Origin of the sequence: Corallococcus sp. bb12-1 (assembly GCF_026626765.1) — a bacterium.
Lineage (GTDB): Bacteria > Myxococcota > Myxococcia > Myxococcales > Myxococcaceae > Corallococcus > Corallococcus terminator.
This window is the reverse complement of the sequence record NZ_JAPNJZ010000010.1, coordinates 60971-80496: the sequence shown is the minus strand read 5'-3', so window position 1 is coordinate 80496 and position 19526 is coordinate 60971. Positions and strand designations below refer to the sequence as shown.

The window sequence follows — 19526 nt, the reverse complement described above, 5'->3', positions numbered from 1 at the left end:
CGCTTAAGCTTGAACCCTGAGGGTCCTCCCCCCTGATGGTCGTGGGGGGAGCGACACCGGAGGGGTTTCCGTGACGAAGGTGCGCAAGGTGAACAAGGCGGATCCGCTGGCGGATCTTCCCCGGTGGGCGCAGCAGTTGGCGCGCAAGTACTACACGAAGACCGTCAGCACCTTCCTGCTGTACGGGGCCGTGCGCGATCTCCAGCCCCTGCAACTGGAGGACGGCGGGCGCGGCTTCGGCACGCTCAAGACCTTCCTGTCGGAGGAGCTGTTCGGGGGACGGGACCACGTCCTGTTCTACGACCGCTCGTCGGGCATCCGCTCCGCCACGCCGGAGACGCAGAAGGACCTGTCGCGGGCCATGACCGGCTACGACGCGATGTACGGCACCGACTACGCGAAGGTGATGCCTCGCGACCCGGGCCGTGCGCTGCAGATTCTTGAGAACTTCCTGCGCATGCGCCTGAGCGAGGGCCGCTCGCTGGCGCTCATCATCGACTTCGCGGAGACGTTGGTCCCCGGCGGGGAGATGAGCCACCTGTCGGCGGAGGACCGCTTCGTCGTGGCCACGCTGGACAAGTGGGCGCACGACCCGCAGTTCCTGGCGGGCGACGTGTCGGTGGTGCTGCTGGCGGAGAACCTGGCGGACATGTCGCCGCGCATCAGCCGCAACCCGTACGTGGCGCCCATCGAGCTGCCCCTGCCCACCGAGGAGGAGCGCCTGGACTACGTGCGCGCCAAGCTGGACGGCAAGCGGCTCCAGTCGCTGTCGGAGGTGCCGCTGGCGGGCCTGGCGAAGATGACGGCCGGCCTGTCGCGCATCAACCTGGACCGCGTGCTCACGGAGGCGCTGGAGCGGGAGATCCGCATCACGCCGGAGATGCTCAAGGAGAAGAAGAAGGAGCTCATCCAGGCGGAGTGCCACGGCCTGCTGGAGTTCATCGAACCGGCGCACAACCTGGACGCGGTGGCGGGGCACGCGCACGCCAAGCAGATGCTGCGGCAGGCGGCGTCCGCGCTGAAGAAGGGCCGCATCGAGGTCATGCCCATGGGCTACCTCTTGAGCGGTCCGGTGGGCACGGGCAAGACGTTCATGGTGAGCTGCTTCGCCGGGGAGATTGGCATCCCGGTGGTGAAGTTCCTGAACTTCCGCAGCCAGTGGCAGGGCGTCACCGAAGCCAACCTGGAGAAGATCTTCAACCTGCTCAAGGCCCTGTGGCCGGTGGCGGTGATGGTCGACGAGGCGGACACCTTCCTCGGCAACCGCGACTCTGGCGGGGACTCGGGCACGAGCAGCCGCATCTTCGGCTCCATCGCGGCCTTCATGGGCAACACGCAGTACCGCGGCAAGATCGTCTGGTTCCTGCTGACGGCGCGGCCGGACCTGCTGCCCATCGACCTCAAGCGCCAGGGACGCGCCGAGGAGCACATCGCGCTCTTCTATCCGCAGACGGACGAGGAGCGGAACGAGCTGTTCCAGGTGATGAGCCGCAAGACGGGCGTGTCGGTGGAGGGCGTGGAGTCCTTCGCCACGCTGATTCCGGAGGGCGTGCGCGCCTTCAGCGGCGCGGACATCGAGGCGGTGATGGTGCGCTCGAAGTTCCGCGCCCTGGCGGACAACCGGGACCAGGTGACGAAGGAAGACCTGGCGGCGGTGCTCGCGGACTTCGTGCCGCCCAGCTACCCGCTGGAGATTGAAATGCAGAACCTGGTGGCGGTGCAGGAGTGCACCAGCCGGGCGCTGCTGCCGGAGAACTTCCGCGCGCTGGACCGGGACTACATCAGCCGGCGCGTGCGGGAGCTGAAGATGCTGCTCGAGGAGCAGTGACGCCTTGAGTCCGTGCACCGTCGGCGGTGGGTTCAGCCGACGGTGACGGGGACGCCCAGGTGCGCATCCTGGAGCGTCTCCACCACGGCGATGCGGTCTCCCACGGCGAGCGCGTCATGCAGCACGAGGATGTCCTCGTTCGCATGGCGGATGCAGCCGTGGGACACGTCGCCGCCCAGCAGCGCGGGCGCGCTGGTGCCGTGCAGCTCCTCGCCGCTGCGGTGGCCATCCACCCAGGAGAGGTCCAGCAGCCGCGCGCCGAACACGTGCCCGTCATTCCACAGCCGAGCGCCCGCGTTCTCCGTGGCCACCTGATCCAGCTTCGCGCGCACCACCTTGAGGCCGGGGTGCGTGGGCGTGGCGGCGGTGCCGACCGCGTTGGGGAAGATGTCCAGGAGCTGGCCCTCCGGGTCGAAGAGGAAGGTGCGGTGTTCGCGCAAGGCGATGACGACGCGCACCGGCTGCCCCGCATAGAATGGGGAGGGCAGGGCGCGCGTCTGTCCGCGTGAGCCCGGCGCAGGAGCCAGTGCCTCCAGGGCGCGCAGGGTGACGGCATCGAGCACGCCGCTCGTGCGCACGCCAGGGAACCCCGCGCTGGCCGCGTGCACCTGGAAGTTGCGCAGCGCGCGGGTCGTGTCCGGCCCGTAGCGTCCATCCGCGCCGCCGTACAGCGCGAAGCCCATGTCCATGAGCGCGCCCTGCACCGCGCGCAGTCCATCCCCACGAGAGCCCGTTCCCAGGACGGCCGCGCCTGTTGCCACGTCCGCGAGCTGGGGCGAACCGGTGAAGCGCGCGTGCTCCAAAGACACAGTGGGCACGGTGGCCGCAGCCGTTCGCGCGTGCTCCAGGAGCGCGGTGGTCGCGGACCGGAGATCATCGGCCGTCGCAGAGCGTGCGGCATCGGCCGTCGGTATGGGCGTCCCAGCGACCGCCGACGCGCGAGGCGAACCCACCCGCGCATCGAAGGGCGTCAGCGTGTTGTGCGCCGTGAGTGACGCGAACGCGGACGCGTGGGCCAGGTTCGACACGGGGACGGCCGCCGTGCTTCCAGCGACCGTCCTGTCCTCGGGACGTTCAGCTCCACGGGACGGGACGTACCGGAGCACGGTCGCTCCGCGTGTCAGTCCCGGCTCGTCAGGGGAGGGCTCCCGCGAGTCGAACGGTTCAGCGGGAAGGGAGGAGGTCTCTCGAAGCAGCGCGGAAGCAATCATGGACCCGGGGACTGCAAGGCCCCGGCCGTCGCTTCACGCCACGAGCCCCGGGACGAAACGCCCCCGGGCTCATCCCGTCACGTCCCCACGCTACGGCGCGCTCAGCGACAGCAGCTTGCCGGTGGGAACCGTGCGGTGGTCCTTGATGTGGTTCCACTTCATGATGTCCTCGACGGACACGTTGTAGCGCTGCGCCACCGACCAGAGCGTCTCGCCCTCGGCCAGCGTGTGCATCTTGCCCTTGGGGCCGGCGGGCGCCTGACTTGCGACGGCGCTGGCCACGACGATGGTGCCGCCGCGCTCCTCCACCTTCGCGGGGGTCGCGCCCTTCGCGTCCGGCGGCCACACCGTCAGCAGCGTGCCCAACGACAGCGTGCGGTTGCGGCGCGGCAGGTTGTTCCACTGCTTCATGTCGTCCACCGACACCTGGAAGCGGTTGGCGATGAGCCACAGGCTGTCGCCCTCCTGCACCCCGTACGTCACGCGCGTCTTGCCGTTCACCTTCTCCGTCTTCACGGGCCCCGCGGCCACGGGCCCCTTGGGCGTCCCGGCCGGCACTTCGTCCTCCGGCCGCACCGCCACCACGCCGCTGCGCCGAGCCTGCGCCACCTTCGACGCGATGGCCCCACCCGCGTCCCCGCTGCCGCCTCGGCCCGACGGCACCGGAATCACCAGCTCCGCGCGCAGCTTCAACGTGCGAGCGCTCTTCAGCCGGTTCATCTGCAGGATGGCCTCCGGCGCGGTGCCGTACTGGAGGGCAATCTGGGACAACGTGTCGCCGCGCTTCACCGTGTGCACGCGGAAGGTCAGCCGGTCCGCCGGAGACAGCTTCTGGAAGTTCTCCGCGAACAGCGTGGAGGTCCCCCGGGGCAGCCGCAGCACGTAGGGCTTCGAGGCCGACGCCGGAGGCGTGCACCAGCGCTTCAGCTCCGGGTTCAGGTCCTGCACGTCCATCACGCTCACCCCGGCCGAACGCGCGAGCACGTCCAGGTCCGTGGCATCCGTGAGCTTCACCTCGTCGTAGTCCAGCGCCTGCTCGTACTGGAACTCCTCCTGGGAGAAGCCGAACGCCTCGGGGTTCTTCGCCACCAGCGCAGCGGCGATGAGCTTGGGGACGTAGTGCTTCGTCTCCTTCGCGAGGCCCTTCTCCTCCGCCAGCAGCCACCAGTCCTTCGTCCCGTAGCGCTCCACCATCTTGCGCACCCGGTACGAACCCGTGTTGTAGCCCGCCCACGCCAGGTACCAGTGGCCCAGCTCGCCGTAGAGGTCCTTCAGGTACGACGCCGCCGCGTGCGTGGCCTTGATGGGGTCGCGCCGCTCGTCCACCCAGAAGTCCTGCTTGAGGCCGTACTGCTTGCCCGTGCTGGAGATGAACTGCCACGGCCCGGCCGCGTGCGCCCACGAATAGGCATTCGCGGAGAAGCCGCTCTCAATCATCGCCAGGTACACCGTGTCCCGAGGCAGCCCCTTCGACTCCAGGATGGGCTGCATCACCGGCAGGTAGCGCGTGGAGCGCGCCATCCACTTGCGGAACCACTTGCGGCCCGGGCCCTGGAAGAACTGGATGTACTCGGCCACCCGGGGCTGCATGTCCACCGGGATGTCGAAGCGGTCCTTCACCAGCGAAACATCGAAGGTGGACAGGTCCGTGATGCGAGCGAGCGCCGGGGGCGTGTCGTCCTCGCGGAAGGTGGGCTCCTCCAGCGCGTCCAGCATCCGCAGCCGCAGCGGGTTCGTCAGGCCTAGCCGCCTGAGCGACTGCATCATCTCCGCGTTGGGTTTCGACTCCGGATCCAACGCGGCGCCTTCCAGCGCGCGCAGTTCCTCCAGCTCCGCGGACTCGGCCTCCACTTCCTCCGTCTCCTCGCCTTCCTCCACGGGGACGGGGGGCACTGCCAGGCTGCCATCCGCCGTCAGCGAAGGCGCTTCCGAGGAAGGCAGCGCACGCACGCCGGGCGGCGGCACGGGCTTCGGCGCCACCCCCTGCGGGGAGGGGACCGAGGCCAGGGCAAGCAGGAGCAGTGAAAGAGGCGGCATGGGAACGCCAGGCGAGGTCGCCCAGAAGCAGGCGAAGGCCGCAGTATTCGCCAGCTTTCTTGACAGTCAAACAACAAGTCGCACGGTATGCCCTCCGGACGGACCCCCGGTGGGAGCAGGCGACCCTATTTCGCCGGGGGCTCTCCTGCCTGCTCGCTCTTTACAGGTCTTCCGTGACCTGGAGCGAGGATGCGGGGCAGGTAGGTGGCGAAGTCGAAGTGGGGCGAGTTCTCCGGGTTGTGGCAGGTGACGCACACCGCCTGTCCCGGCTTGCCCACGATGGTCTCCGGGCTGGGGGCGTCCACGTGCTTGGAGCCCGGACCGTGGCAGCTCTCGCAGCCCACGTCCTCGCGTCCGGCCACCTTGTCCAGACGGCACACGCCGCCGGGCTGCTGCCAGCCGGTGACGTGACATCCGATGCAGTTGAGGTGGTGCTGCTTGCCCACCGCCTCCAGCGTCTCCCACGCGTGGTGGTGCTTGCTTGCCTCCCACACGGTGGTGGCCTCCGCGTGGCAGTCCGCGCAGGCCGCGCTGCCGACGAACCCCGCCTGTCCCTTCGCGGGCAGCGGACAGTCCTGGCCGTGCTCCTTCGCCCACGCGAGGTTCAGCTTCCCCACGTCCACGTCGTAGGCCGTCACCAGCGCCTGCGTGTCCTTCGCGGACGCAAGGTTCGACTCCAGCGGCAGGAAGCGCAGCGCGAAGCCGTTGACGTCGGTGGCGGGCGCGGGCGGCGCGGTGAGCAAGCCCTGCTTGCGCGCGGAAAGCTCGTCGCGCTTACCCTGCTTCAACGCCTTCAGCTTCGGATCCACGCCCGGCAGGTTGATGTCCTTGTCCAGGAGCGCGATGCGCTGCTCCAGCGCCGCCACCTCCCGGTCCACGTCCCCCTGCGAACGCTGGAGCGCGAACGGCCCCTTCTGGGCCGCGTACGTCAGGTCCACGCGCAGGAGCGACCGCCCCTTGCTCTGCACCGCCACCACTGGCACGTCGGAGCGCACCAGCCGGTTCTCCTCGGCGGAGAACTCCCCGGCGCTGTGGGTCGCGACCACCAGGTTCGCGGCGAGCCCCGGCAGCGCGGCGGCGGCCTGCGCGGCCTCCAGCGGCTGGTCCAACAATCCCACCACGAAGTCCGCGCCCTGGGCCCGCGCCTGCTGGCTCGCCTGGACGAGCGCTTCTCCGGACGCCGCGGCCACCACGGCCACCTTGCGCGCGCCCGCGTCCAGCAGCTTCACCCCGCCCGACGCCACCTCCGGCAAGCCCAGGCTCCGGCGGAAGTCCGGGCCGCGCGTGTCGTCCAGCTCGCCCGTCGCGCGCACCGCGAGCCCCATGGTCCGCAACGCGTCCGCGAGCGCCTTCGCCTTGCGCTCCTCCTGGGGCACCTGATCCGGCTTGAGGTGCGTCTCACCGAAGAGGCTGTTGCCGCCGTCCACGTACAGCACCGGCTGGCCGCCCCTGCGCGCCTCCTGCACCTGGAACGCCGCCCGGCCGATGCCGCCGCGCATGTTCTCGCTGCACCCGCAGGGACCCAGGTAGCCGCGCGTGTCGGCGGAGATGAAGAGGACGGCGCCCGGCGGGGATGCGGCCGGGGTGGGGGAGGTGGCTTGCGGCGTCGGGGAGGCGCCCTCCTGGGGGCGCGACTCCTGTCGCCTGCAACCGGAGAGGAGCGCGCCCACGAGCACCGCGAGGACGTACGCGCGCATCACCGTCACCTCACCAGAGGATGCTCTGCACCAGCTCGTCGATCTTCTCGCCCATCGCTTCAAGGCCGTTCACCTTGGAGAGCGAGCCATCCGCGCCCACCTGCTCCGCCAGCTTCGACAGCTCGTCGTCCGGCAGGCTGGAGAACAGCACGATGGGGATGTCCTGCGTGCCGTACTCGTTCTTCAGCGTGCGGCAGATGTCCGTGCCCTTCGCTTCCGGCATGTGGATGTCGGTGAGGATGAGGTCCGGTCGCCAGATCTGGAGCGTTTTCTCAAACTCCATGAGCGTGGAGGTGGCCACGACCTCATAGCCGCGCGCCTCCAGCACGGCCTTCTCCATGGCGAGGGTGATCTCGCTGTCGTCAATCAGGAGGATTCTTCGCTTCTGCTCGGACACGGCGACCTTCCTTGGGGGTCGGTTCTAGCCCACCACCTCCCGGTGCACCAATGCTTTCCCGTCGAGGCCCCGGACCCGGGTTTTCCGTCTTCCGCCGAGGGCGTTCCCGCCCGCCCGGCCGCCTCCGGAGCAAGTCCGTCTTTCACGGGCAACCGGGTCGAAAAGAGGTAAGGAGGCACCCATGAAGCACCGCGCCCCAAGGGCCCTGGCGGCCCTCCTTCTCCTCTGGACCGCCCTGGTTGGCCTCCCCGCCGCCGCGCTCAACCCAGGCCTGGGGCAGGTCCCCCAGGACCTCGACCGGCAGTCGCCCCGCGCCACCGCGCAGGGGTTCCTGGACGCGGTGCATCGCGGGGACTACCCCCGGGCGTCCCACTACCTCTACCTGGACTTCCTGCCGGCCACGGAACAGGCCACGCGGGGGGCCCAACTGGCGCGCCGGCTGAAGTTCGTCCTGGACCGGGAGCTGACCCTCAACGTTTCCGCGCTGTCCAAGACGGCGGAGGCGGACGCCGGCAATTCCCGCTTCGACACGCTGGGCGCCATCGCGCTCAAGGGCGCGAGCGTGCCCATCCGCCTGCAGCGGGTGACGGTGGACGGCGTGCCCACCTGGGTGTTCGGGGAGGCCACCGTGAAGATGGTGGACCCGCTCTTCGACGAGTACGGCCCGCTGCTGACGGAGACGCTGCCGTCCTTCTTCTTCGACCGCACGTTCCTGGGCCTGGAGCCGTGGCAGTGGCTGGGCCTGGCGGTGACGCTGCTGGGCGCGTGGATCCTCTCGTACCTCCTGGAGAAGCTGCTGCTGGCCACGGCGATGCGCGTGGCGCGCTGGACGAACATCAGCTGGGACGACCAGCTGGTCGGCGCCGGCCGGGGCCCTTTGCGGCTGCCGTTCTTCTCCGGCCTGCTGGCGCTGGGCACGTCGTTCCTGCTGCTGCCCCCGAAGCTGCGGCTCTTGAGCGAGCGGGTGAGCTACTCGCTCGTCATCATCGCGGTGGCGTGGTTCATCCTGCGCTTCCTCCGGGTGTCGGAGGCGTTCGTCCAGAGCCGCGTCACCTCCGAGGCAGGCAACAAGCCCCGCGCCCGCTCGCTGCGTACGCAGCTGGCAGTGCTGCGCGCGGTGTTCGAGGTGGCCACCTACGTCATCGCCGCCGCGCTGCTCCTCATGCAGTTCGAGGTGGTGCGCAACGTCGGCGTGTCGCTGCTCGCCTCCGCTGGTATCGCGGGTTTGGTCATCGGTCTTGCCGCGCAGAAGTCCATCTCCACGCTGCTCGCCGGCATCCAGTTGTCCATCACCCAGCCGGTGAGCATTGGCGACCAGGTGCTGGTGGAGAACGAGTTCGGCACGGTGGAGGAGATCACCCTCACGTACGTGGTGCTGCGCATCTGGGATCAGCGCCGGATGGTGATTCCCATCACCCAGTTCCTGGACAAGCCGTTCCAGAACTGGAGCAAGGGCTCCCCGGAGATGATGGGCACCGTCATCCTCCAGGTGGACTACATGGCGGACATCGACGCCTTGCGCGCGGAGCTGGACCGCATCCTGGCCGAGGAAGGCAAGAACCTGTGGGATGGCCGGGTGAAGACGCTGGTCGTCTTCGACGTGATGGACAAGACCCTCACCGTGCGCGCGCTGGTGAGCGCGGCCAACTCCAGCCAACTGGGCGACCTGCGCTTCCTCGTCCGGGAGCGGATGGTCCTCTTCCTGCGCGCCCGTCCCCAGTGGCTGCCCACGGTGCGCAGTGAATCCCGTCCCGCCCTGGCTCCGGCCTCCAAGGACACGGAGACGGCGACGGCGGGCGCACCGGAGCCGCGGGCCTGAACGCAGGCGCCTGGAAGAACAGGCGCTTGCACGGATGTTCGCCGCGCGATGAATATGTCGCCCGGCGCGCCGTACTTCGCGCAAGAGCAGTCGCACCCACGCTTGGGGAGTCCAACAGATGAAGCGTCCTGTCACGTTGTGCGGAGCCCTGGCGCTCCTGGCCGTCGCCACGCCGCTGTCCGCGGGCGCCCAGGAGCGTGACGGTCGCACCGACGGGCCCGAGGAGTCGGAGTACGGCAAGGGCGGCTACGGCGACAACCGCCGGGGCGTGTCGCTCCAGTTCGACTGGGGCGCGGCCATCAACTCCCAGGAGAACCCCGCGGGCGCGCCGGACGGCCCGCCGCTGTTCGTGGGCGCCACCATCTCCCTCTGGGGCGATGACTGGTACCGCCTGGATGCCAGCGGCGCCTACGTCTTCGACGGGGGCCGCTTCATCGGCAATGTGGGCCCCACCTTCCGCACCTGGGGCTGGCCGGTGTCCTTCACCTTCGGCCTCAAGGCGGGCGCCATCGTCATCCCGGAGGGCGAAGGACTGCGCTTCGCCCTGTCGCCGCAGATTGGCGCGGAGATGCTCCTGGGCCGCCGCGACCGCGTGCTCATGGGCCTGCACTACTCGCCGGACATCCCCATCGGGGGAGGAGGAGTGACGAACCGGTTGTTCATGAACATCGGATACCGGTTCTGACCGCCATGATCGCCCAACTGCTCGCCGCCGCCGTCGCGCTGACCGCCGCCCAGGCGCCCCGCGTCGCCCCGCCCACCGTCTCCCTGCCGTTCCCGACCGGGGATGTGCAGACGTACAACATCATCAACTGGGATCCGAACCAGCTACCGCGCATCTACGAGCGGTCGGACCAGCTGCCCCTCACCGACGACGAGCTGACCAAGCTGTCCCAGGCCGGCTTCGAACCCGCGCAGCTCGTGAAGATGATCGAAGAGCGCCGCTGCGCGTGTGACGCGAGCGCGGACGGCCTCATCCGCCTGAAGAAGGCGGGCGTGGACAAGACGGTCATCGCCGCGGTGTCGCGCCAGGGGCTCGCGCCCAACCGCGAGCTGAACCTGCTGGTGACGCTGGACTTCACCGGGGAGAGCCGCACCGCGCGTGAGGCGTTCCTCTACTTCTTCGTGGACGACGGGGACATCACCCGGGTGTTCTCCGCGAACCTCCCGGAGCTGCTCCAGCGCCGCAACACCCACGAGACGATGGTGGACCGCAGCGACATCGTGATTGCCCGCACGGTGCGCCGCATCCAACTGGCCGGCCGCGTGCCGCTGAAGACCTACGGCGCGCACCGCGTGCTCGTCGCCGCCAGCGCCAGCCCCACGCTCACGCACCCCTCGCAGCTCACCGCGCAGGAGCGCTCGAAGGCGCAGACGTACACCTTCGACTATCCGCGCAGCTCGCTGCAGAGCCTCTGCCGGCTCACGGCCGGCTACCGCCGCGACGCGGTGCTTGCCTACAAGTGGAATTTCGAAGGCAGCCGCTTCGAATGCGAATGGAACTAGGAGTCAACCCGACCATGAACACCCGCCGCCTGTTGCTGTCCGCCCTCGTCGCCGTCACGCTCGTCGGCTGCGCTGGTCCGCGCGCCTTCACGCGTGGCTCCTACGCGGACCCCAATGAAATCGAGATGCTGGGGGACCGCTTCAACGAGAACGACCTGCAGCTCATCGCCAAGAAGATGGCCGAGTCGCTGGCCAGCTCCCCGCGCTTCGCCCAGCCTCCGCCCCAGGGCTCGCCCCTGCCCATCGTCCTCGTGGGCAAGCTGCGCAACAGCACCAGTGAGCACATCGACATGCGCTCGCTGGGGGACAAGATTCAAACGGCGCTCGCGCAGACGGGCCGCTTCGCGCTGGTGGATCAGCAGGCGCGTCAGGATATCGCGGAGGAGTACGAGTACCAGCAGTCCGGCTACGTGAGCCCGGACGCCGCCAAGGCCCCCGGTCAGCAGGCGTCGGTGGACTTCCTGATGACGGGCGACCTCGCCTCCATCATCCAAGAGGTCGGCCGCGACAAGTCCGTCTATTACAAGATGACGGCGAAGCTGAACGACGTGCGCACGGGCACCATCGCCTGGACAGACGAGAAGCAGATCCGCAAGAAGTTCGAAAAGCAGGGCGTGAGCTGGTAGTCGCCTCCGTGTCCAACGTGTCCGACATCGCCTCGCGGGCCCCACGCCTTTCCGTCCGTTTGACGGGAGTGCGCTGGGGCCTGCTGTTCATCACCGCCCTGGGCCTGAGCGGCTGCGCCAGCGACTACGTGGCGCGCACCGCGTCCGCGCGCTCGGCGTACCAATCCTCCGACTATCCGCGCGCCCTCCGGGAGCTGGATGGCGAAGAGAAGGACGCCCCGCCGCGCGACCAGCTCCTGCTGCTGCTCGACAAGGGCATGGTGCAACACGCGGCCGGCCAGTGGGAGGCGAGCACGAAGGTCCTGGCGGAGGCGGACCGGCTCGTGGGGGAGCTGGACATCACCTCCGTGAGCGAGGAGGCCGGGGTGCTGCTCAGCAACGAGCGCCGGCGTGCCTACCGGGGGGAGGACTTCGAGAAGCTGATGATCTCCGTCCTCCAGGCGCTCAACTACGCGCAGCTGGGCCGGGACGAGGACGCGCTCGTGGAGGTCCGCCGCGTCAACGAGCGCATCGAGAAGATGATCACCGAGGAGAAGAAGCCCTACGAACAGCTCGCCATCGCCCGCTACCTGGGCGGCGTGCTGTACGAGGACCAGCGCGAGTGGGACTCGGCCTTCATCGACTACATGAAGGCGTACGAACTGGAGCCCCGGCTGGACGGGCTGGTGGAACCCCTGTTGCGGCTGGCGAAGAAGACGGGCCGCGACGACGCCTACGCCATGCTGGCCCAGAAGTTTCCGGACGTGGCGCACGCGCCGTTGGCGCCGGGGGACGGGCAGCTCGTCGTGGTGGTGGAGGCGGGGCTGTCGCCGGAGAAGATGTCCACGTCGCGTAACTACAACGACTCCGGGGAGCTCATCTCCGTGCCCATGTACCGCGACCGGGGAGGCACACCGCCGGTGCGCGTGGCGGTGGAGGGCCAGTCGGAGCGGGCGGTGACGGTGACGTCGCTGGCGCGGGTGGCCCAGGTGCACCTGAACGACCGCATCGGCCGCATGTTGGCCAAGCAGCTCGCGGGCGCCGTGGCCAAGGCGGGCGTGGCCGCGGGCGTGGGCGCGCTGGCGAAGAGCAAGGAGCTGGGGGTGCTCACCTTCCTGCTGCTCAACGCCGGCAACCAGCCCGACCTGCGCTCCTGGCTGTCACTGCCGGCGGAGTTCCAGGTGGCGCGCTTCCGGCTTCCTCCGGGAAAACACACCATCCAGGTGGATGCGCCGGGCCGTCCGACGACCCACTTCGTGGAGGTGAAGCCGGGCCGGGTGTCGGTGCTGGTGGTGCGAAGCTATTGAACGCCGCGATTTGGGGTTAGGGTGCGCGCCCCATGTCGTCGGTCGTGGCCGAAGTCCTTCTCTATTCCTGCATCGTCGTGGTGAGCGCGCTGGCCGGCGCGGCGGTGGTCGTCTTCAACGAGCGCTCCACGCGGCTGGTGACATTCCTCGCCTTCGCGGCGGGCGTGATGTTCGGCGCGGCGTTCTTCCACATGCTCCCGGAGGCGTACGAGGGCGGCGGGTGGTGGGCCTTCGCGCTCGTGCCGCTGGGCTTCCTCTTCGTGCTGGTGCTGGAGCGCTACCTCGTCGCGCACACCTGTGAAGAGCCGCCGGACTGCGCTGAGCACGTGCACGGCCATGCGCTGGGGTTGAGCGCGTTCCTGGGCCTGTCCACGCACACGCTCTTCGACGGCATCGCGCTGGGCTCCTCCGTGAAGGAGGGCGTGGGCGCCATGGCGCTTCTGGCCATCACCGCGCACAAGATTCCCTCGTCCCTGTCGCTGGCGTCCATCCTCCAGGCGGAGGGCAAGAAGCGCCGCACCATCCTCGCGTACACGGCGCTGTACGGCCTGATGGTGCCGGTGGGCGCGCTCATCTACTTCGGCTTCGACGCGGTGCTGCGCTTCGAATCGCTGGCGCCCAAGGCGCTGGCCTTCTCCGCGGGCACCTTCCTCTACATCGCCGTGTCGGACCTGCTGCCGCACGTGAACAAGCACGGGCGGGACAAGCCCGGACGCAACCTGGTGGCATTGGCAGCCGGGTTGCTTGTGATGTTCGTGCTGGCGCGCCTCTTCGGGCACACGGAGCACTGACGCACCATGGAACGACGCAAGGAGTGGTACGACCATCCGGAGTACTACGAGGCCATCTTCGGCACGGACACCGTGCGCGAGGCGGACTTCCTCCAGGCGCTGAGCCAGCGCTACGGCACCGGTGGCAAGCAGTGGTTGGAGCCCGCGTGTGGCGCGGGCCGGCTGGTGGAAGAGGCCGCGCGCCGGGGCCTGCGCGTCGCGGGCTATGACTTGTCGGAGGCCATGCTCGCGCACGCGCGCAAGCGCCTCACCCCCGCCGAGCGCCGCCGCGTGAAGCTGTCGCAGGCGCGCATGGAGGACTTCTTCGACCCCGCGCTGGAAGGTCGCGTGGACCTGGCCCACACGCTGGTCTCCACCTTCCGCTACCTGGACAGCGAGAAGGCCACGGTGGAGCACCTGGTGGGCACCCGGCGGCTGCTCAAGCCGGACGGCATCTACGTGCTGGGCTTCCACCTCACCGACTACACGCGCTCGGCGCCGGAGCATGAGCGCTGGGTGGGGCAGGTGGGCCCGGACAAGGTCGTGTGCAACACGCACGAGGGGCTGCCGGAGAAGCGTCTGCGCCGCTCGCCCATGCGCAACCGTTTGCGCGTCACCGGTCCCGACAAGGACTGGCTCATCGAGACGACGTGGTTCTTCCGCACGCACGACGAGGCCCAGGTGAAGCGCATGTTCCGCAAGGCGGGCCTGCGCGTCACCGCCACGTTCACGTTCGACTACGACCTGGAAGCGCCGGTGGAGCGCGGCAGCAACCGGTTGGACCGCGTCTTCGTCCTGCGGCCGGACGCACCCTCCACTCCCTGACACCGGGCCTGCCTTGAAGGGCAGGGTGGGGTGTCCTTCGGTGGATGGACGCCCGGGCCCGTGGCGCGGGGGACGGGAAGCCGGGTGCTAGCGTCACCGGCATGGATGCCTCGCCGGTGCAGGGGACGGTGGCGCGCGTGGACGGCCGCGAGGTGCGACTGCTGCTGGGGTTCGACTTCGCCGGCACCTTCGTCTTCGCGGTAGAGGGGGCCATCGCCGCCATCGCGGGTGGGTTGGATCCGCTCGGCGTCATGGTCCTGTCGTTCACCACGGCGCTGGGGGGGGGCATCCTCCGCGACCTGCTCATCGGCGCGATTCCGCCCAATGCCATCCGCGACCAGCGCTATGCCCTGGTGGCCTTCGCGGGCGGCGCGACGGTGCTCTTCCTCCACCGCTTCGTGACGTCCGTCCCCGCCGCGCTCCTCGTCACGCTGGACGCGGCGGGCCTGTCCCTGTTCGCCATCGCAGGGGCGCGCAAGGCGCTGGATTTCGGCCTGCGTCCGCTGATGGCCATCCTCATGGCCGCCATCACCGGCGCGGGCGGCGGCACCGTGCGCGACCTCTTCCTGGCCCACGTCCCCACCGTGCTGCGCGCGGACATCTACGCACTGGCGGCGCTCACCGGGGCGCTCGTCATGGTGGTAGGACAGCGTCTGGGCTTCGCCTCCCGCACCATGGCCTTCGTCGGAGGCGCCTCCTGCTTTGCATTGCGCGTCATCAGCGTGTGGCGGGGTTGGAGCCTGCCGCACCTCATGGCGGTGGGCATGGAATGACCTCGCTCCTTCGTTTGTAGAGCAAGGAGCCAACGCGTCCATGGCAGGGACTGACGCGTCTGCGTTCCGTTTGGACGCGTCCGCGTTCTGTCAGGACGCATCCGGGGCAGGGGCCTGCGTGGGAACCCTCGAAATCACAGGGATTCTCTGGCTGGCACGACATCCGCATGAGAATGGCCGCATACGCTGGCAACGGCGTATACGCATCCGGATGCACCCGGAGCGCGGAAGGAGGGGCCGCTCCTTCCGCGCTCTCCATTCGTCATCTCCGATAGAGTCCGCGTCTGTTTTCAGGACGGCTTCGCCGGTCTGCGGTGGCGCGGCATCCGCACGGAGGCGAAGGGGATGCGAGACGAGTTGGCGCAGCTCATGGCTGCGCTCAGGGATTCCAGGGACTTCGAGTCGGCCGCGGCGGCGACGCTGCGCCGGATGCTGGCCGCGGCGGAGGCCGCGGTGGCGTCCAGCCGCTACGCGGGTCGGGCCCGGGTCCTGCGCGGCATCGTCCACCTGCGTCCCGGAGAAGCGTACCGCCGTCTGGCGGCGCTGGACGTGGGGGCCAAGGAGACGACGGACGCGGGTGTCGGGACGCCCTTCTTCACCTCCGCCACGGCGTGGCGCGCGGTGGTGGAGCACCGCTGCGCGGTGTCCATCGACGTGAACATCGGCACGGTGCAGCCGCACGCGCCGGACGCGCCCGTGACGGGGGACCCGGGGCTCGCGGGCTTCCACAGCAACGAAAGCAAGCAGCGCTTCCTCGGCCGTCATGCGACGCACGTGTGCGTGCTGCCCCTGCGCACGCCCGCGGGCATGGAGGGCATGATTTCGCTGGAGGCCGAGTGTCTGGCCGCGATGGGCCAGGAGTTCGTCTGGCGTGACGCCGGGGACGTGCTCCAGCTCTTCACGGACGTCGCCGCGCCGTACCTCACCGCGCTGCCGCAGCGGCCGGTGGCCACGCCGGAGGTGGACGAATTCCTGCCCGTGGTGGGCCGCTCCATGGCGGAGCTGCTGCCCATCCTCAAGGTGTTCGCGCTCCAGGATGAGACCATCCTCGTCAGCGGCGCCACGGGCGCGGGCAAGTCGCGGCTGGCGCGCTGGTGCCATGAGCGCTCCAACCGCCGGGGCAAGCCCTTCGAGACGCTGGACCTGGTGACGGTGCCGGAGGACCTCCAGATGGCGGAGCTCTTCGGCTGGAAGAAGGGCGCCTTCACCGGCGCGACGCGCGACGCGCCGGGCGTGGTGGCGCGCTCGGATGGCGGCACGCTGTTCATCGACGAAATCGACAAGCTGTCGCTCAAGGCGCAGGCGGGCCTGCTGCACCTGCTGGAGTCGCGCAGCTACCGGCCGCTGGGCGAGGGCACCGGCGAGAAGCTCGCGGACGTGCGCTTCATCATCGGCACCAACGCGGACCTGCACGCGCAGGTGCGGGCCGGCCGCTTCCGCGAGGACCTGTACTACCGCGTGAACGTGCTGCCGGTGCGCATGCCGCCCCTGCAGGACCGCAACGACGAGATTCCCCTCTGGGCGCGGTACATGGTGAACCGCCGCCACCGCGAGCGGCTGCCGGATGGTTCCGCGCGCCTGGCGCCGGAGGCGGAGCATCTGCTCGTCACCAGCTCCTGGCCGGGCAACCTGCGGCAGCTCGACAACATCGTGCGGCGCGCCTACACGCTGGCGATGGTGGAGCACGCCGGGGCCGCGGGCGACCTCGTGTTGCAGGAGAAGCACGTGGCGCGGGCGCTGGACTACGAGCAGGCGCCGGGCGGACGTCCGTTGCCGGAGGCCCTGCGCGCCGCCGCGCAGGCGTTCGTGGGAGAAGCGCGCCGAAGGGGCGGGCCGCTGGATCTGGACCTCGCGGATGGCTTTCGCGGACTGGTGCTGGGACTGGCCATCCGTCAGGTGGGGCGCGACGAAGCCTTCCGCCTGCTGGGCCGCGAAAGCCTGGTGAAGAACCGCAACCACCACAAGGCGCTCAAGCGCGAACTGGAGAAGGTGGACGCGCTCTACAAGGCGCTGGGCGAGGACGGCTCGCCGTTCTCCGACCTGCTCGAAGGCGAAGAGGCCGCGTGATTCACGCCGCCGCGCCCCGGACGCACCGGGGCGCAGCGCCCGTGCCTCACTGCACGGCCTTGCCCAGCGGTTGGTAGGCCTCGTCGCGCAGGCCCACGAGCACGCTGGTGCCGCTGTCCGTCACGCGCAGCTCTCCGTAGCGCGCCTGGGCGTAGCGGTCCGCGTGGCCCTCCTGGAAGAAGAAGGACTCCGCGCCCAGGCGCATGCGCGAGTTCCGGATGCGGAAGCGCAGGCGCAGCTCATCCGGAGCGAGCTCGGTGCCCGGCGTTTCGTAGCGCACGAACTGGCCCACGCCGTGCTCGTCCAGGCGCAGCACCACGTTGCCGTCCTCCTGGGGCGCCTCGCGGCCCTCGCGCCACGTCTGGCTGATGGCGTAGTCGAGCACCATGTAATCGCCCTGGATGAGCGAGCGGGGATCCACCGGCGCCAGCCGCAGCAACACCGGACGGCCCCGGGCCAGCACGGTTTCCTTCTGCACGACGAGGGCGGCCAGGGCGACGAGCACCAGCGCGAGCCCTCCGAAGATGACGGCGCCGCGTTTCATCGGGCCTCCGCGAGCACGGCGGACGAGCGCCGCTGGAAGAACTGCCGCACGCCCAGCAGCACCAGCCCGCTGCCCACGAGCGCGAGCGCCTTGGCCAGCAGGGTGATCCGCAGGTCGTAGTAGTAGAACGAACCGAACGTCAGCAGGAACGCCACCGCCAGTCCAAGCATCACGCGGCTGCGGCGGTGGAAGCCGAGCGTCAGCATCAGCCCCGCGACGAGCAGGCCCGGCGTGCTCAGCGTCATCCCCGTGAGCAGCACCAGCGCGCCCGCCGCCGGAAGCCAGACGCCCCGGTCCTTGTCCAGGCCCTGCTCGCGCAGCACCTGCCATCCCGTCCACAGGGAGATGAGGGCCAGCGGCACGGTCAGCGCCACGGGCGGCAGGAAGTCCCCCCGGAACAGGTAGTGGAAGCCGTCCTGCATGCCGATGAGGTTGCGGAACAGCAGCCAGCCGGGCACCGCGCACGCGAGCGCGAAGGCCATGGGTCCCACGCGGTCACCCAGCGGGCCCTTGCGCAGCCGGGGCTCGTGGACGAGCAGGCCACAGAGGGCCGCGGCGCCCAGCACCACGCACAGGTCCACGCCCATGCCGCTCATCGCCTTCTCGGTCAGGAAACCCAGGGCCAGGCAGATGCCCAGCGTGGCCAGGAAGTAGAGGATGACGTCGGGGAAGTACGCGAGCAGCACGACGCCAAGCCCCACCGCCACGAGCGCGACGGTGACGTCGCTGTTCGTCCACTCCGCCACGGCGGACAGGATGGAGCCCACGCCCGCGAGGCACGTGGACAACGCGAGTTGCTCCATGAAGGGCCCTTCCAGCTCTCGTCGCAGGTAGATGGACGCTCCGCACAGCACCACGCCCAACACGAGCAGGACGCCTTCCTCCTTCCACAGGCCGACGCAGGCGAAGAAGCTCATCAGGAAGCCGGCGGACATCCACGCGCCCAGGCCGGACAGCGCCTTCACGAACCAGGGCGAGGCGCTCATCGTCCGTTGCCGGACCTCCAGCGCCGTGCGGGCGCGGGCCTCCACCTCCGCGTCCACCTGGCCTTCGGCCACCAGTCCCCGGAGGACTTCGCGCATCGAGGGTCGCAGGGCCATGTCAGGTCTCCTCCGTGACGCCGGTGGCGTGGGATTCGTGGCGCAGCCAGGTCACGGCCAGCGCCATCTCACCGATGACCAGCGGAGTCATCACCAGCAGGACGATCTCCTCGGGCATCGAGACTTCGATGAGGAAGTAGCCCACCGCCGTGGTGACCAGCGTCATCGCGCACAGCGCGCCCGCGGTGAGCAGGAACAGCTCGCCGCGCAGGTGGCGGTGCAGGGCGTAGATGGCGCCCAATGCCGCGAGCAGCAGCAGCAGCGACAGGCCGGATTCGAGCGTACGCTCGCGATTGCTGAGGATGAAATACAGCGACATGCCGAGCAGCGGCGTCAACGTCATGAGCGAAAGGACGCGCGGCAGCCACCGCCCCTGGAGCCAGGGCACCTTGAGGTTGGCGAAGTGCTCATACGTCGCCCAGGCGAAGCCGTTGAGCGCGCCGAGCAGCAGCGCGAGCAGGCCCTCGCGGGACCCCAGCCCGTCCATGCGCTGGCCCCAGAAGAGGATGACGCCCGTGTTGACGAGCACGACCTGGAGCAGCCACAGCGGGGTGAAGCGCGCCAGCGCCACCCACGGCAGGATGAGCGCGCCCCATCCGATGAACAGCTCATACGGATCCGCGCCCGTCTGGTACGTCTGTCCGTACACGGCGAGCAGCGGGCCCACGAGCACCGCGGACGCGAGCAGCGCGAACTGGCCCGCGGGCCGGTCCCCCAGCCGCCACGCGCCCACCGCTGTCCCGGTGATGCCCAGGGCGATGAGGCCCAGCTTGGCGAAGCGTCCCAGCTCCGCCCAGTTGTAGGCGAAGAAGTACACCACGCCCGCGAGCACCAGCAGCGAGCCCAGGGCCATCAGGGTCATGGACACGAACGCGTGCCACGCGGAGCGCGACGGCGAGGCGACGGCCAGGTTCAGCGCGCGCCCGTACGCGTCCGGGCTCAGGATTCGAGCGTCCGCCAGCGCGTGCAAGCGCTCCGGCGTCGCCTCCAGGTCGAGGAAGTCTTTCGTCACGGCGCGGGACTGTATCCTGTTTGACGCA

Annotated in this window: 17 protein-coding genes; 10 read left to right on the top strand and 7 right to left on the bottom strand. The window is 69.6% G+C overall.

The annotated features are described in order from the left end of the window. The first annotated feature begins 70 nt into the window (after positions 1–70). Positions 71–1828, top strand: a complete 1758-nt coding sequence (locus OV208_RS14235; protein ID WP_267574375.1) for an ATP-binding protein — start codon at positions 71–73, stop codon at positions 1826–1828. Positions 1829–1860: 32 nt separating this feature from the next. Here OV208_RS14235 and OV208_RS14230 read toward each other — a convergent pair whose 3' ends face one another. From OV208_RS14230 to OV208_RS14215, 4 genes are all read right to left on the bottom strand, one after another. Next, complete coding sequence (locus OV208_RS14230) at positions 1861–2856, bottom strand: L,D-transpeptidase family protein (RefSeq protein WP_267574374.1); 996 nt, start codon at positions 2854–2856, stop codon at positions 1861–1863. A 273-nt stretch (positions 2857–3129) separates the two neighbouring features. Further along, positions 3130–5076, bottom strand: a complete 1947-nt coding sequence (locus OV208_RS14225; RefSeq protein ID WP_267574373.1) for a LysM peptidoglycan-binding domain-containing protein — start codon at positions 5074–5076, stop codon at positions 3130–3132. Between the two features lie 125 nt (positions 5077–5201). Continuing rightward, positions 5202–6773: a cytochrome c family protein gene (locus OV208_RS14220; RefSeq protein ID WP_267574372.1), complete on the bottom strand. Its 1572-nt coding sequence runs from the start codon at positions 6771–6773 to the stop codon at positions 5202–5204. Between the two features lie 10 nt (positions 6774–6783). Continuing rightward, on the bottom strand, positions 6784–7170 hold the full coding sequence (locus OV208_RS14215; protein ID WP_120533289.1) for a response regulator: 387 nt from the start codon (positions 7168–7170) through the stop codon (positions 6784–6786). 181 nt (positions 7171–7351) lie between these two features. On the opposite strand from OV208_RS14215, the gene OV208_RS14210 reads away from it, so the two are divergent. The 9 genes from OV208_RS14210 (at position 7352) to OV208_RS14170 (ending at position 16842) form a co-directional block, all read left to right on the top strand. Continuing rightward, positions 7352–8989: a mechanosensitive ion channel family protein gene (locus OV208_RS14210; protein WP_267574371.1), complete on the top strand. Its 1638-nt coding sequence runs from the start codon at positions 7352–7354 to the stop codon at positions 8987–8989. 118 nt (positions 8990–9107) lie between these two features. Further along, positions 9108–9674: a hypothetical protein gene (locus OV208_RS14205; RefSeq protein ID WP_267574370.1), complete on the top strand. Its 567-nt coding sequence runs from the start codon at positions 9108–9110 to the stop codon at positions 9672–9674. A gap of 5 nt (positions 9675–9679) precedes the next feature. After that, a complete protein-coding gene (locus OV208_RS14200; RefSeq protein WP_267574369.1) occupies positions 9680–10495 on the top strand; it encodes a hypothetical protein in 816 nt (271 codons plus the stop codon). 14 nt (positions 10496–10509) lie between these two features. Further along, the gene (lpoB, locus tag OV208_RS14195; protein WP_267574368.1) at positions 10510–11121 is read left to right on the top strand and encodes a penicillin-binding protein activator LpoB; all 612 of its coding nucleotides are present in this window, start codon (positions 10510–10512) and stop codon (positions 11119–11121) included. Positions 11122–11129: 8 nt separating this feature from the next. Continuing rightward, positions 11130–12407, top strand: a complete 1278-nt coding sequence (locus tag OV208_RS14190) for a COG3014 family protein (protein ID WP_267574367.1) — start codon at positions 11130–11132, stop codon at positions 12405–12407. Positions 12408–12439: 32 nt separating this feature from the next. Next, positions 12440–13198 carry a ZIP family metal transporter gene (locus OV208_RS14185; RefSeq protein ID WP_120542113.1) on the top strand — a complete coding sequence of 253 codons (759 nt, stop codon included), beginning with the start codon at positions 12440–12442 and terminating at the stop codon, positions 13196–13198. 6 nt (positions 13199–13204) lie between these two features. Then, positions 13205–14002, top strand: a complete 798-nt coding sequence (locus OV208_RS14180; RefSeq protein WP_267574366.1) for a class I SAM-dependent methyltransferase — start codon at positions 13205–13207, stop codon at positions 14000–14002. A gap of 44 nt (positions 14003–14046) precedes the next feature. Continuing rightward, complete coding sequence (locus OV208_RS14175; protein WP_267574365.1) at positions 14047–14775, top strand: trimeric intracellular cation channel family protein; 729 nt, start codon at positions 14047–14049, stop codon at positions 14773–14775. 345 nt (positions 14776–15120) lie between these two features. Further along, positions 15121–16842 carry a sigma-54-dependent transcriptional regulator gene (locus OV208_RS14170; protein ID WP_267574364.1) on the top strand — a complete coding sequence of 574 codons (1722 nt, stop codon included), beginning with the start codon at positions 15121–15123 and terminating at the stop codon, positions 16840–16842. A 46-nt stretch (positions 16843–16888) separates the two neighbouring features. Here the strand turns inward: OV208_RS14170 and OV208_RS14165 are convergent, their stop codons facing one another. From OV208_RS14165 to OV208_RS14155, 3 genes are read right to left on the bottom strand one after another with little or no spacing between them, the layout of a single operon-like run. Beyond that, complete coding sequence (locus tag OV208_RS14165; RefSeq protein ID WP_267574363.1) at positions 16889–17386, bottom strand: GDYXXLXY domain-containing protein; 498 nt, start codon at positions 17384–17386, stop codon at positions 16889–16891. Next, positions 17383–18486, bottom strand: a complete 1104-nt coding sequence (locus tag OV208_RS14160; protein ID WP_267574362.1) for a DUF4401 domain-containing protein — start codon at positions 18484–18486, stop codon at positions 17383–17385. Before OV208_RS14160 ends, OV208_RS14165 begins: the two co-directional genes overlap by 4 nt. A gap of 1 nt (position 18487) precedes the next feature. Beyond that, positions 18488–19498: a DUF2157 domain-containing protein gene (locus OV208_RS14155; protein ID WP_267574361.1), complete on the bottom strand. Its 1011-nt coding sequence runs from the start codon at positions 19496–19498 to the stop codon at positions 18488–18490. Positions 19499–19526 lie beyond the last annotated feature (28 nt).

What these genes read in the sequence shown, in the direction of transcription:
- OV208_RS14220 (WP_267574372.1), bottom strand. Translation starts at nt 6,773, where the DNA reads ATGCGCGCGTACGTCCTCGCGGTGCTCGTGGGCGCGCTCCTCTCCGGT.
- lpoB (WP_267574368.1), top strand. Translation starts at nt 10,510, where the DNA reads ATGAACACCCGCCGCCTGTTGCTGTCCGCCCTCGTCGCCGTCACGCTC.
- OV208_RS14225 (WP_267574373.1), bottom strand. Translation starts at nt 5,076, where the DNA reads ATGCCGCCTCTTTCACTGCTCCTGCTTGCCCTGGCCTCGGTCCCCTCC.
- OV208_RS14175 (WP_267574365.1), top strand. Translation starts at nt 14,047, where the DNA reads ATGGACGCCCGGGCCCGTGGCGCGGGGGACGGGAAGCCGGGTGCTAGC.
- OV208_RS14170 (WP_267574364.1), top strand. Translation starts at nt 15,121, where the DNA reads ATGCGAGACGAGTTGGCGCAGCTCATGGCTGCGCTCAGGGATTCCAGG.
- OV208_RS14205 (WP_267574370.1), top strand. Translation starts at nt 9,108, where the DNA reads ATGAAGCGTCCTGTCACGTTGTGCGGAGCCCTGGCGCTCCTGGCCGTC.
- OV208_RS14180 (WP_267574366.1), top strand. Translation starts at nt 13,205, where the DNA reads ATGGAACGACGCAAGGAGTGGTACGACCATCCGGAGTACTACGAGGCC.
- OV208_RS14160 (WP_267574362.1), bottom strand. Translation starts at nt 18,486, where the DNA reads ATGGCCCTGCGACCCTCGATGCGCGAAGTCCTCCGGGGACTGGTGGCC.
- OV208_RS14185 (WP_120542113.1), top strand. Translation starts at nt 12,440, where the DNA reads ATGTCGTCGGTCGTGGCCGAAGTCCTTCTCTATTCCTGCATCGTCGTG.
- OV208_RS14210 (WP_267574371.1), top strand. Translation starts at nt 7,352, where the DNA reads ATGAAGCACCGCGCCCCAAGGGCCCTGGCGGCCCTCCTTCTCCTCTGG.
- OV208_RS14165 (WP_267574363.1), bottom strand. Translation starts at nt 17,386, where the DNA reads ATGAAACGCGGCGCCGTCATCTTCGGAGGGCTCGCGCTGGTGCTCGTC.
- OV208_RS14200 (WP_267574369.1), top strand. Translation starts at nt 9,680, where the DNA reads ATGATCGCCCAACTGCTCGCCGCCGCCGTCGCGCTGACCGCCGCCCAG.